The organism is Hydrogenophaga crocea, assembly GCF_011388215.1.
In the GTDB taxonomy this organism is placed as follows: domain Bacteria; phylum Pseudomonadota; class Gammaproteobacteria; order Burkholderiales; family Burkholderiaceae_C; genus Hydrogenophaga; species Hydrogenophaga crocea.
The window spans coordinates 626,377-638,541 of the sequence record NZ_CP049989.1; the positions used below are offsets into that span (position 1 = coordinate 626,377).

Sequence of the window (12,165 nt, forward strand, 5' to 3'; positions counted from 1 at the left end):
CACGGGCGTGTCGTTCCCTTAACGCACCTTTTGCACATCGAGCGGCAGCACGCGCCCGGCCCCGTCGCCCCAGCGGCTGCGCACGAAGCTCGCGACCGCGGCGATGTCGGCGTCGCTCAGGTCCTGGCCGAAGGGCGGCATGCCGAAGGGGCGCGGGTTGCCCGCGGTGCTGGGCGTGAAGCCGCCGCTCACGATCAGGCGCAGCAGGTTGGTCGGGTCCTGCAAGGCGACGCTGCGGTTGCCCGCGAGCGGCAGGTACAGGCCCTCGTAGCCTTCGCCTTGCGCGCCATGGCATTGCGCGCAATGTTGTTCGTAGAGGCCGGCGCCGCGTTCGAGCACCTGGGCCGTGGCCGGCTCGCCGCGCTCGCGGCGCACCGGCTGCTCGGGCAGGGCGCGCAGGAAGGTCGCCATGGCGCGCAGGTCGCTCTCGTCCAGGTGACGGGTGCTGCCGGCCACCACCTCGGCCATGGGGCCCAGCGTGGCGCCGTGCGCGCTGCGGCCGTCGCGCAGCAGCTGCACGGCCTCGTCCTCGCTCCAGCGCTGCAGCCCGGCCTCGTCGGCCGCGGCCAGCGAGGGCGCGTACCACTTCTGCAGCGGGATCAGACCGCCGCTCAGGTCGGGCGAGGCGGCGGTGGCGCCGAAGGCGTTGCGCGGCGCATGGCAGGCCTGGCAGTGGCCCAGGCCCTGCACCAGGTAGGCGCCGCGGTTCCACTCGGCGCTGCGCGAGGCGTCGGCCTCGAACGTGCCGGGCGTGAAGAACAGCGCGCGCCAGACCTTGAGCGCGGCCTGCGTGCGGTAGGGCCAGCGCAGGTCGTGCGGCCGGTTGGCCTGCGCCACGGGCGGCAGGCTTTGCAGGTAGGCGAACAGCGCGTCGGCGTCTTCGCGGCGCACGCGGGTGTATTCGGTGTAGGGGAACGCGGGGTAGAGCAGGCGGCCGTCGCGCGACTGGCCGTGGTGCAGCGCGCGCCAGAAGTCGTCGGCGCTCCAGCGGCCGATGCCGGTGTCGGCGTCGGGTGTGAGGTTGCCCGCGTACACGGTGCCGAAGGGCGTGGCCAGGCCTTTGCCGCCCGCGTAGTCGGCGCCGCCGCGCTCGGTGTGGCAGGCCGCGCAGTTGCCCGCGCGCGCCAGGTAGGCGCCGCGCTGCACGAGCGCGGCCGGGGCGGGCACGGCCAATGCGGGCGCGGCGGGCGCCACGGCCACGGGCGCCGTGGGCCAGAGCAGCCAGGCCGCGGTGGCGGCGGCCAGCAGCGCCGCGCCGGCCAGGGGGAGGGCGATGGTGCGTTTCACCGTTCACCGCTCCCGCAGGCCATGGGCCGCTTCGCGGGCAGGCTGCCCGCGGGCGCCGGGCCCTGTGTGACCGGTTGCGACGACAGCCACACCGCCATCGCGCTCACGTCTTCGGGCGTGAGGCGGCGCGCGATCTCGCCCATGCAGTCGGGCGCCGTGGCCTGGCGCAGGCCGGTGCGCCAGGCGCCGAACTGCGCCAGCAGGTAGTCGCGCGGCAGGCCCAGCAGGCCCGGCATGGACGGCTGCACGCCCGTCATGGCCGCGCCGTGGCAGCTCGCGCAGGCCGGAATGCCGAGCGCCGGGTCGCCATGACGAACCAGTTGCTCGCCGCGCTGCAGCTGCGCGGCCGGCGCGCCCGTGGTCTGCGGCGGCGGGTAGGGCAGGTCGAGCGCGGCGAAATGCTCGGCGATCTCGCGCAGATAGGCCTCGCTCATATGATCGACGAGGTAGCTCATGGTCGCGTTCTTGCGCCGGCCGTCCCGGAAATGGATCAACTGGTTGTAGAGGTAGCCCGCGGGCTTGCCGGCGATGCGCGGAAAGTAGCCCTGGTTGGTGGCCCGGCCGTCCTGGCCATGGCAGACCGTGCAGGCCTGCATGCGCTGGGCCATGGTGTCCTGCGGCGGCGCGGGCGGTGCGGCCTGCGCGGCGCTGCCCAGGCACAGGGCGGCGGCGAACGCCGCCAGGCGGGTCCGGCCGCGCCGCGCGCGCGTGGTGAGGTGGAAGGTCTTTTTCACGGCCCTCACTGTGCGCCCGATCGGGCCCGGCCGGTAGGTGCAGATCGCGCCAGGTCGACCGTATCAGCGGCTTGAGATGGCCACCAAGTACGAAACCCTGGCGCAGTCTTTCGCGGCCCTGATCGAGCAGGGCACGCTGCGCGCCGGCGACCGGCTGCCCTCCGTGCGCGATGTGGTGGCCACGCGCGGCCTGAGCCCGTCCACCGTGTTCGAGGCCTACTACCTGCTCGAGGCGCGCGGCCTGGTGAGCGCGCGGCCGCGCTCGGGCTATTTCGTGAACGCGCGGCCCGAGCGGCGCGAAGAGCCGCAGGCCATGCACCCCACCGCGGGCCAGCAGGCGGTGGCGATCAACGACGTGGTGATGGCCGTGCTCGGCACGGTGCGCGACCGCCGCGTGGTGCCGCTGGGCTCGGCCTTCCCCGACCCCGCGCTGTTCCCGCTCGAGCGGCTGGCGCGCGGCATGGGCACGGCCATGCGCCGGCTCGACCCGTCGCAACTGCTCGAGAACCTCGCGCCCGGCAACCCCGACCTGCGCCACCAGATCGCGCTGCGCGGCCTGGCGCAGGGCGTGCCCTCGTCGGTGGACGAGATCGTGATCACCAGCGGTGCGATGGAGGCCTTGTCCTTGTCGCTGCAGGCGGTGACCCGGCCGGGCGACGTGGTGGCCATCGAGTCGCCCGCGTTCTACGGCTGCCTGCAGGTGCTCGAGCGTCTGCGGCTGCGCGCGGTGGAGGTGGCCACGCACCCGCGCCTGGGCGTGCAGCTGGACTCGCTCGAACAGGTGCTGCAGCACCACCCCGTGAAGGCCTGCTGGTTCATGCCCACGTTCCAGAACCCGTTGGGCGCGCTGATGCCGGTGGACAAGAAGCAGGCGCTGGTGGCGCTGCTGGCGCGCCACCGCGTGCCGCTGATCGAGGACGACGTGTACGCCGAGCTGTATTTCGGCGCGCAGCGCCCGCCGCCGGCCAAGGCCTTCGACCGCGAGGGCTGGGTGATGCACTGCGGCTCGTTCTCGAAGTCACTCGCGCCCGGTTACCGCGTGGGCTGGGTCTCGGCGGGGCGATTCGCGCGCGAGGTGGAGCGGCTCAAGCTCATGGGCACGCTCGCGGTGGCGGTGCCGTCGCAGCTCGCGGTGCTGCATTTTCTGAAGCACGGCGCGTACGATCGGCATCTGCGCCGGCTGCGCGACGCGCTCGCGGCGCGGCAGGAGCGCGCGCTGCGGGCGATCGCGCAGCACCTGCCCGCGGGCACGCGCGTGACGCGGCCCGAGGGCGGCTACTTCGTGTGGGTGGAGCTGCCTGAGGGCGTGGACGCGATGGCGCTGCACCACGCGGCGCTGGCGCGCCACATCAGCCTCGCGCCCGGGCACCTGTTCTCGGCCGACCGGCGCTTCACGCGGCACATCCGGCTCAACGTGGGTCACCCACGGCCCGAGCAGAGCGATGCGGCGATCAAGGCGCTGGGGCGGCTGGTGAGCGCGCTGCCGGGCCAGCACATCCCGTTCACCGCGGCGAAAGGAGCCCGCACTTGAAACAAGAAATCCTCGTCCTGGGGGCCGGCATGGTCGGCGTGTGCACCGCACTGCACCTGGCGCAGCGCGGCCACGCGGTGACGCTGGTGGACCGGCGCGCGCCCGGCCGCGAAACCTCGCACGGCAACGCGGGCATCATCCAGCGCGAATCCATCGAGCCCTACCCGTTCCCGCGCGAATGGTCCACGCTGCTGCGCGTGGCCTTCAAGCGCGGCGCCGACGTCAACTACCACCTGGGCGCGCTGCCCGCGCTCGCGGGGCCGCTGGCGCGTTACTGGTACCACTCGCAGCCGGCGCGCCACGCGCGCCTGTCGCTGGCCTACGGCGCGCTCATCGAACATTGCCTGAGCGAGCACGAGCCCCTGATCCGCCTGGCCGGCGCCGACGACCTGGTGCGCCGCGAAGGCTACCTGCACGTGTTCCGCGAACGCGCCACCATGCGCGACACCGTGGCCAAGGCGCAGCGCCTGGCCGAGCGCGGCGTGAACCACCGCGTGCTCGACAGCGACGCCCTGGCCGCGGCCGAGCCCGCGCTGCGCCGCCGCCTCGCGGGCGCGGTGCACTGGACCGATCCCTGGTCGGTGAGCGATCCGGGCGAGCTCGTGTCGCGCTATGCCGCGCTGTTGCCCGGCCTGGGCGCGCGCCTGCTCGCGGGCGATGCCGCCACCCTGCGCCAGACCGCGCAGGGCTGGGCCGTGCGCACCGCCGAGGGCGAGGTGCAGGCCGCCCAGGCGGTGGTGGCGCTGGGCCCATGGTCGGACCCGCTGCTTCGCGGCCTGGGCTACCGCTACCCGCTGTTTCCCAAGCGCGGCTACCACCAGCACTACACGGGCGGCGAGCCGCCGCGCCTGACCCTGCTCGACGCCGACGGCGGCTTCGTGATCGCGCCCATGCGCCGCGGCGTGCGCATCACCACGGGTGCCGAGTTCGCGCGCCTGGACGCACCGCCCACGCCGGTGCAGGTGGGCCGCGCGCACCGGCTCGCGAGCGAGCTGCTCGACCTGCCGCAGGCGGTCGATCCCGAGCCCTGGCTCGGCGCACGCCCCGCCACCGGCGACATGCTGCCCGTGATCGGCCCCGCGCCGCGCCACCGCGGCCTGTGGTTCAACTTCGGCCACGCGCACCAGGGCTTCACGCTGGGCCCGTTGAGCGGGCGGCTGATGGCCGAACTCATCGAGGGCGGACCGACGCGGGTGGACGTGGCGCCGTACTCGGCGGCGCGGTTTGGCTAGGCGCGGCCGCGGCCTCGATCGTGGTTTTCCCGGTGCAGCGCGCACACGACACCGCGCCCGCTTCCCCAGCTTGGGGGCTGGCGCGCCTGCGCAAACCTTGATCCAATCCGCCGCGAAGAGGCCGTATCGGCCCGCCGCCACGAGACGATCCATGCTCCTTGCCCAGGTGTCCGACCTGCATGTCTGCGCGCCCGGCCGCACCCTGGGCGGCGGCGTCGACACCCCGGCCATGGCCCGGGCCTGCGTGCAGGCCCTGCTCGCGCTGCGGCCCGCGCCCCAGGCGCTGCTGCTCAGTGGCGATCTGGTCGACGCCGGCGGGCCCGCCGAATACGCGCACCTGCAGCGGTTGCTGCAGCCGCTGCCCTGGCCCCTGTACCCCGTGGCGGGCAACCACGACGAGCGCGGTGCGCTGCGCGAGGCCTTCGGCGCCCGCATGGGCCCCCACAGCGCGCTCATGCCCGACTTCCTGCAGTACGCCGCCGACCTCGGCCCGCTGCGCCTGCTCGTGCTCGACACCGTGGTGCCGCAGCGGCCGCACGGCGCGCTGTGCGCGCGCCGCCTGGCCTGGCTCGGCGAACGCCTGCGCGAAGACGATCGCCCCGTGCTGATCGCGCTGCACCACCCGCCGTTCGCCACCGGCATCGCCCACATGGACGCCATGGGCCTGCTCGAAGGCGCCGAGGCGCTCGAAGACCTGGTGCGCCGCCATCCCCGGGTACAGGCCTTGCTCTGCGGCCACGTGCACCGCAGCATCCAGACCCGCTTCGGGGGCGCCGTCGCCAGCGTCTGCCCGAGCCCGGCCCACCAGATCGCGCTCAACCTGCTCGGTCAGGGGGAGGACGGGTTCACGCTGGAGCCGCCGGGCTTCCAGCTGCACCTGTGGCATGCACAGCGGCTGGTGAGCCACACCGTGCCCATCGGTGACCACGGCGGCACCCGACCGTTTGCCTGAGACCATGCGCGAGCCCGGCTCCTCTGCGTCGCCCTTGCCCTACGAGGCCTTGTTCATGGCCTCGTCGATCGCCAGCGCGATCTCGTCCGCGCACGACGGCCGCCTGATCGAGGTCAACCCCGCCTGGGAAGCGCTGTTCGGCACGCCGCGGGCCCAGGCCCTGGGCCGCACCACGCTTGAGCTCGGCCTGTGGGAGAGCAGCGAGGTGCGCGCGGCCTTCCTGCGCCAGATGCCCGGGCCGCTGCCGCCCGCGCGCCTGCGCAACTCGGCCGGCGAGCCCCTGATGGTGCGCATGCACGTGTCCACGCTCGCTTCCGCGGGCGGGCCGTTGCTGCTGGTGCAGATCACCCACGCCGAGCGCGAAGTGCAGGCCGAGACCGCGCGCGAGCGCAGCGAACAGGCCCTGTCGGCGCTCAACCGCGAGCTGCAGCAGCGCGTCGAGCTCCACACCGTCATCGAGCGCACGGCGCGCGTCGGCCACTGGACCAACGCCGAAAACGCGCAAGAGGTGGTCTGGTCGGACGGTCTTTACGAGATCGCGGGCTTCACCCGCGACCCGGGCGGGCGCTTCACGCGCGCCATGGGGCGCAGCGGCATCCACCCCGACGACCTGCCCGCCTGGCTGGCGCTGCGCGAGCGGCTCGACGGCAGCGAGATCGTTTTCCGCTGGCTGCGGCCCGACGGCCAGCTGCGCTGGTTCCGCACCACCATGGGTCAGACCACGGTCAAGGGCAACCCGCAGACCGACTACGGTGTGGTGCAGGACATCACGTCCGAGCGCGAGGCCGCCGAGCGCCGCGAGCGGCTCACGCGCATGCTGGCCGCGGTCACGCAGGCGCAGGCGGTGTTCATCGAAGGCCAGGACCGGCGCCACGCCTTCCAGGGCCTGCTCGACGCCTTTCTCGCGGTCACGGGCAGCGAGTACGGCTTCGTCGGCGAGGTGCTGTACGACGCCGACGACCGGCCCTACCTGCGCACCAACGCGGTCACCGACATTTCCTGGGACGAGGCCTCGCGCCAGCACTACGAGGCGCACCGCGAGACCGGCATGGAGTTCCGCAACCTCGGCACCCTGTTCGGTCACGCGCTGCGCACCGGCGAGCCGGTGATCGCGAACGACCCCGCGAACGACCCGCGCCGCGGCGGCATGCCCGGGGGCCATCGCGCGATGCGGGCCTTCCTGGGGGTGCCGCTGGCGGTGGGCGAGCGGCTCGTGGCCATGGTGGGCCTGGCCAACCAGCCGGGCGGCTACACCGCGGACGACGTGGGGTTTTTGCAGCCGCTGCTGGGCGCGCTGCGCCAGCTCGTGATGGCCTGGCGCGAGCACGAGGCCAGCCAGCGCACGCGCGAGCAGCTCGAAGCCACCAGCGCCTTGCTCGTGGACAAGAGTGCGGCCCTGCAGGACACGCTCGACAGCATCAGCCAGGGCCTGGTGAAGATCGGCGTGGACGGCCGGGTGCGGGTCTACAACCGCCGTTTCCTCGAACTGCTCGACCTGCCCGAAGCGGTGGTGGCCGACCACCCCTTGCACGACGACGTGATCCGCTTCCAGACCGCGCGCGGCGACTTCGGTCCCGGCATGGGCTGGGTCGACCCGCAGGCGCGCGAGTACCTCGAGCTCAGAAGCGGGGCGGACATGCCCGAGCATTTCTGGCGCCGCACGCGCCAGGGCCTCACGCTGGAGATCCGCACGCTCAAGCTGCCCGACGGCGGCCTCGTGCGCACCTACACCGACGTGACCTCGTACATCGCCACGCAGGACGCGCTGCGCGCGGAGCGCCAGCGTCTGGCCTGGGTGCTCGAAGCCACGCGCCCCGGCATCTGGGAGACCAACCTGCGCGAGCGCAGCATGGTGGTCAACGAGCGCTGGGCCGAGATGCTGGGCCACACGCTCGCCGAGCTGCAGCCCGTGAACTACGACACCTGGTACTCGCGCGTGCACCCCGAAGACCGCGAGCGCGCGATCGCCCTGCGCAACCGCCATGCGGCCGGCGAGCTGCCGTTCTACGAATGCGACATCCGCATGCGCCACAAGGACGGCCACTGGGTGTGGATCAACACGCGCGGGCGCGTGCACCGGCGCGACGAGCAGGGCGCGGCGCTGTACATGTCGGGCACGCACCTCGATGTGAGCGAGCGCGTGGCCGCGCAGGAGCAGATCCGCGCGCTCAACGCCGGCCTGGAGCAGCGCGTGCGCGAGCGCACGGCCGAGCTCGAGCGCTCGATGCGCGACATGGAGGCCATCTCGTACTCCATCGCGCACGACCTGCGCGCGCCGCTGCGCTCGGTCAACGGCTTTGCGCAGGTGATCGAAGAAGAAGAGCTGCAACGCCTGAGCGCCAGCGGCCGCGAGATGTTCGCGCGCATTTCGCGCTCGGCGCGCAACATGGGCCAGATGATCACCGACATGCTCGAGCTGCTGCGGGTGGTGCAGGTCGACCTGGAGCCGCGGCCGGTGGACATGGCCGCGCTTGCGCACGCGGTGGCCGAGGCCCTCGGGCCGCAGGCGCCGGCCGCACGCATCGAGGTGTGCGAGCTGCCGCTGGCGATGGGCGACGCCACGCTGCTGCGCCAGGTGCTGAGCAACCTGGTGGACAACGCGCTCAAGTACTCGCGCCAGCGGGCCGATCCGCGCGTGCAGGTGGGGCACGACGCGGTGCAGGGCGCCTATTTCGTGCGCGACAACGGCATCGGCTTCGACATGGCGCGCGCGAACAAGCTGTTCGGTCTGTTCCAGCGGCTGCAGGCCCACAGCGACGTGCCCGGCATGGGCGTGGGGCTGGCGATCGTGCAGCGCATCGTCGAGCGGCACGGCGGGCGGGTCTGGGCCGAGGCCGCGCCGGGGCAGGGCGCCACGTTCTGGTTCCGGTTGCCGCTGGCTTGAGGATCGGTTTCCTTTTGTCGCGCTTCTTCAGGGCCGATGGAGCGGGTGCCCGTGCACCGGCGTGCTCGCGGGCGGCGGTGTTTGGGGAGCGGGCACCGTTTCGTCAACACCGTGATGGGTGCGCGGCTTCTGTGGCAACCGCGAATGGCGCCTGCGCACGGACACCCGCTCCATCGGCCCCAGCGACACAAAGGCGCGCCAACGTTGGTGCGCACAGGTCTCCTCGGGTCGGGTGGCGGGGTTCGTGTGCGCAGGAGCCATTCGCGGTTGCCACAGAGTCAGCGCCCCAACAACGTCGTTGACGAAGCAAGCTCAGCACACCAGAAGCCGCCGCCCGCGAGCACGCCGGAGCACACGAACCCCGCCACCCGACTCCGCGAAGCAGTCGAGCGAAACCTCAGGGTAGAGACACCTCAGAACGGCGCGCTTTCGTCCTTGGGCGCCACGTCGGGCCCCTCGTCAGCAGAGGCCCCTTCCACAGCCGGCGAAGGCTTGGAAGCAAGCCCCGTCTTGCGCGCCGCCGCGCGCGCCTGGCGCACCGCGGCCTTGTCGCCCGCGCTCGCGAACTTGCTGTATTTGCCCGTGAGGCCCACGAGCTGGCCGTAGATCTTGGGGTTGGCGGCCAGGCATTCCTTCTGTTCGAGGAAATCGGGCTCGCCCGTGAAATTGCCGATCAGGCCGCCGGCCTCGGTGACCAGCAGCGAACCCGCGGCCACGTCCCAGGGCGACAGGCCCATCTCGAAGAAGCCGTCGCTGAAACCCGCGGCCACGTAGGCCAGGTCGAGCGCGGCCGAGCCCGGGCGGCGCACGCCGGCCACCTTGGGCATCACCTCGCCGAGCATCTGCATGTAGGTCTGGAAGGCGTCGCCCGGGCGGAAGGGAAAGCCCGTGGAAATCAGGCAGTCGCGCAGCGTGGTGCGCTTGGCCACGCGGATGCGGCGCTCGTTGAGGTAGGCGCCGCGCCCGCGCGTGGCGCAGAACAGGTCGTTGCGCGTGGGGTCGTAGACCACGGCCTGCTCGATGCGGCCGTCGACCATGAGCGCGATGCTCACGCAGTAGACGGGGAAGCCGTGGATGAAGTTGGTGGTGCCGTCCAGCGGATCGATGATCCACACGTGGTTCTTGTCACGGCCCTTGCCGGGCGTGCGGCCCGACTCTTCGGCCCAGATGCCGTGGTCGGGGTAGGCGGTCTTGAGGGTTTCGATGATCGCGGCTTCGGCCGCGTGATCGACCTCGGTCACGAAGTCGTTGGTCTGCTTGACCGACACCCGCACGGTCTCGACGTCGAGTGCGGCGCGGTTGATGAGGGCGCCGGCGGCGCGGGCGGCCTTGACGGCCACGTTGAGCATGGGGTGTGAGCTGGACGACATGGATTGTGACCTTCGCGCCGCGGCGCAACGGTGAAGAGCGGGGAGGGGGCGTCACCGGGGCCCGGCGATGCGGGGCGGCGACAATGGCGGCGATTTTACCCGTGCCCCCATGAAAACCCGATTCGTCCTGATCGAAACCAGCCACGCCGGCAATGTGGGCGGCGCCGCGCGCGCGCTCAAGGTCATGGGTTTCGACGAACTCGTGCTGGTGCGCCCGCGCTGGCCCAACGTGCTGCGCAAGGAAGAAACCATCCAGCGCGCGAGCGGCGCCAACGACGTGCTGGCGAACGCCCGCATCGTGGACACGCTCGACGAGGCCCTGGACGGCATGACCCACCTGTGCGCCACCGCCATGACCCCGCGCGACTTCGGCCCGCCCACACGCGCCCCGCGCGAGCATTTCACGCAACTGCTGGCGGCGCCCGAGCGGCCGGCGGGCGTGGCCTTTCTGTTCGGCAGCGAGCGCTTCGGCATGGCCAACGACGACGTCTACCGCTGCCACGTGGCGCTGTCCATTCCCACGGCGCCCGGCTACGGCTCGCTCAACCTCGCGGCCGCGGTGCAGCTCGTGGCCTACGACTGGCGCCAGGCCCTGGGCGGCTTTGCCGTGGCCTCGCCCGTGGCCGAACGCCCGGTGGCCGACGCCGCCGCGGTGGCGGGCATGCTCGAGCACCTGCAGCGGGCGCTGGTGGCGGTGGACTTCCTCGACCCGGCCGCGCCGAAGAAGCTCATGCCGCGCCTACAGCAGTTGTTCAACCGCGCGCAACCGAGCGAGGAAGAAGTCCACATCCTGCGCGGTGTCGCCCGGGCCATGCTGCAGACGGCCGAGCGCGCGAAACGCTAGACTGCCCAGCCCTTTGCCTCCCCGCTCCATGTTCAAGCGCCTCCGTTCCGACATCCAGTGCATCCTCGAGCGCGACCCCGCCGCGCGCAGTGCGTTCGAGGTGCTCACGTGTTACCCGGGTCTGCACGCGGTGGTGCTGCACCGCCTGGCGCACGGCTGCTGGACGCGCGGCTTCAAGTGGCTGGGCCGTTTCGTCTCGCACATCGGCCGCTTCCTCACCGGCATCGAGATCCACCCCGGCGCGGTCATCGGCGAGCGCGTGTTCTTCGACCACGCCATGGGCACGGTGGTGGGCGAGACCGCGGTGATCGGCGATGGCTGCACCATCTACCAGGGCGTGACGCTGGGCGGCACCTCGCTCTACAAGGGCACCAAGCGCCACCCCACGCTGGGGCGCGACGTGGTGGTGAGCGCGGGCGCCAAGGTGCTCGGCGGCTTCGAGGTGGGCGACGGCGCCAAGATCGGCAGCAATGCCGTGGTGATCAAGCCCGTGCCCGCGGGCGCCACGGCCGTGGGCATTCCGGCGCGCATCATCCCGAGCAAGTCGGGCGAAAGCGCCGACGTGACCGAGGGGCCGCGCAAGTTCTCGGCCTACGGCGTCACGCAGGAAGACGATCCGCTGTCGCAGGCCATGCGCGGCCTGATCGACAGCACGGCGAGTCAGGAGCACCAGATCGCGCTGCTGTGGCAGGCGATCGAAAAACTCGCCGAGGCGCGCCAGGGCGACTGCGTGCCCGCCGAGGCGCAGCGCCGTGAGTGCTTCGAGGCCGACAAGCTCAACCAGCTCGTCGGCAAGTGAGCGCGCGGCGCGGCCCGGCCGCGCCAGACCAAGCCCGCAGGCTCAGTGGTGGTGGCCGTGCGCGCCGTGCGCGTGGCCGTGCTGGATCTCTTCGGCCGTGGCCGCGCGCACGTCGAGCACCTTGAGCGTGATGTTCAGGTCTTCGCCCGCGAGCGGGTGATTGCCATCGAGCAGCACCTTGTCGCCCTTGATCTTCACCACGGTGAAGAGCTGGCGGCGGCCCTGGTCGTCGTGGCCTTCGAGCTGGCCACCCACCTTCACACCGGGCGGAAACTGCGATTTGGGGATGCTGGTGACCAGCGACTCGTCGCGTTCGCCGAAGGCCAGCGAGGGCTGCAGCGTGAGGGTGGTGCTGAAGCCCTTTTCCTGGTTTTCCAGCGCCACCTCGATGCCCTGGAGCGTGTTGCCGTAGCCGCCGTGCAGGTAGGCGCGCGCGGTCTTGCCATCGTCGAGCAGCTTGCCCTTGCCGTCGAGGATGCGCGCGCTCACGGTGACGACGGTGTCTTTTTCGATCTTCATGTCAGGGTCTCCG

At 72.2% G+C, this 12,165-nt stretch carries 10 protein-coding genes; 6 read left to right on the forward strand and 4 right to left on the reverse strand.

Features of this window, described 5'->3' with window-relative positions; all coding sequences use genetic code 11:
* Positions 1–18 precede the first annotated feature (18 nt).
* Complete coding sequence (locus G9Q37_RS02965) at positions 19–1,287, reverse strand: c-type cytochrome (protein WP_166224345.1); 1,269 nt, start codon at positions 1,285–1,287, stop codon at positions 19–21.
* Complete coding sequence (locus G9Q37_RS02970) at positions 1,284–2,021, reverse strand: c-type cytochrome (RefSeq protein WP_420810304.1); 738 nt, start codon at positions 2,019–2,021, stop codon at positions 1,284–1,286. Before G9Q37_RS02970 ends, G9Q37_RS02965 begins: the two co-directional genes overlap by 4 nt.
* 76 nt (positions 2,022–2,097) lie before the next feature.
* Here G9Q37_RS02970 and G9Q37_RS02975 point away from each other — a divergent pair, with 76 nt between their 5' ends.
* The 4 genes from G9Q37_RS02975 to G9Q37_RS02990 all read left to right on the forward strand — a co-directional run bounded on the left by G9Q37_RS02975 (position 2,098) and on the right by G9Q37_RS02990 (position 8,620).
* Complete coding sequence (locus G9Q37_RS02975) at positions 2,098–3,552, forward strand: aminotransferase-like domain-containing protein (protein WP_166224348.1); 1,455 nt, start codon at positions 2,098–2,100, stop codon at positions 3,550–3,552.
* Between the two features lie 29 nt (positions 3,553–3,581).
* On the forward strand, positions 3,582–4,784 hold the full coding sequence (locus G9Q37_RS02980; protein WP_240936615.1) for an NAD(P)/FAD-dependent oxidoreductase: 1,203 nt from the start codon (positions 3,582–3,584) through the stop codon (positions 4,782–4,784).
* A gap of 151 nt (positions 4,785–4,935) precedes the next feature.
* Entirely contained in the window at positions 4,936–5,736 is an 801-nt protein-coding gene (locus G9Q37_RS02985; protein ID WP_166224354.1) for a phosphodiesterase, read from the forward strand.
* A 4-nt stretch (positions 5,737–5,740) separates the two neighbouring features.
* A complete protein-coding gene (locus G9Q37_RS02990) occupies positions 5,741–8,620 on the forward strand; it encodes a PAS domain-containing protein (RefSeq protein ID WP_166224357.1) in 2,880 nt (959 codons plus the stop codon).
* 413 nt (positions 8,621–9,033) lie between these two features.
* Here the strand turns inward: G9Q37_RS02990 and G9Q37_RS02995 are convergent, their stop codons facing one another.
* Positions 9,034–9,990 carry an inositol monophosphatase family protein gene (locus G9Q37_RS02995; protein ID WP_166224360.1) on the reverse strand — a complete coding sequence of 319 codons (957 nt, stop codon included), beginning with the start codon at positions 9,988–9,990 and terminating at the stop codon, positions 9,034–9,036.
* 109 nt (positions 9,991–10,099) lie between these two features.
* Between G9Q37_RS02995 and G9Q37_RS03000 the strand changes: the two genes are divergently transcribed.
* Both G9Q37_RS03000 and cysE read left to right on the forward strand, forming a co-directional pair.
* The gene (locus G9Q37_RS03000) at positions 10,100–10,834 is read left to right on the forward strand and encodes an RNA methyltransferase (protein WP_166224363.1); all 735 of its coding nucleotides are present in this window, start codon (positions 10,100–10,102) and stop codon (positions 10,832–10,834) included.
* A gap of 28 nt (positions 10,835–10,862) precedes the next feature.
* Positions 10,863–11,633, forward strand: a complete 771-nt coding sequence (cysE, locus tag G9Q37_RS03005) for a serine O-acetyltransferase (protein WP_166224366.1) — start codon at positions 10,863–10,865, stop codon at positions 11,631–11,633.
* 42 nt (positions 11,634–11,675) lie between these two features.
* Here the strand turns inward: cysE and G9Q37_RS03010 are convergent, their stop codons facing one another.
* Positions 11,676–12,152, reverse strand: a complete 477-nt coding sequence (locus tag G9Q37_RS03010) for an FKBP-type peptidyl-prolyl cis-trans isomerase (RefSeq protein ID WP_166224369.1) — start codon at positions 12,150–12,152, stop codon at positions 11,676–11,678.
* Positions 12,153–12,165 lie beyond the last annotated feature (13 nt).

Coding starts and splice junctions, on each gene's coding strand:
- G9Q37_RS02980 (WP_240936615.1), top strand. CDS start 3,582: ATGGTCGGCGTGTGCACCGCACTGCACCTGGCGCAGCGCGGCCACGCG.
- G9Q37_RS02975 (WP_166224348.1), top strand. CDS start 2,098: ATGGCCACCAAGTACGAAACCCTGGCGCAGTCTTTCGCGGCCCTGATC.
- G9Q37_RS03000 (WP_166224363.1), top strand. CDS start 10,100: ATGAAAACCCGATTCGTCCTGATCGAAACCAGCCACGCCGGCAATGTG.
- G9Q37_RS03010 (WP_166224369.1), bottom strand. CDS start 12,152: ATGAAGATCGAAAAAGACACCGTCGTCACCGTGAGCGCGCGCATCCTC.
- G9Q37_RS02990 (WP_166224357.1), top strand. CDS start 5,741: ATGCGCGAGCCCGGCTCCTCTGCGTCGCCCTTGCCCTACGAGGCCTTG.
- G9Q37_RS02995 (WP_166224360.1), bottom strand. CDS start 9,990: ATGTCGTCCAGCTCACACCCCATGCTCAACGTGGCCGTCAAGGCCGCC.
- G9Q37_RS02985 (WP_166224354.1), top strand. CDS start 4,936: ATGCTCCTTGCCCAGGTGTCCGACCTGCATGTCTGCGCGCCCGGCCGC.
- cysE (WP_166224366.1), top strand. CDS start 10,863: ATGTTCAAGCGCCTCCGTTCCGACATCCAGTGCATCCTCGAGCGCGAC.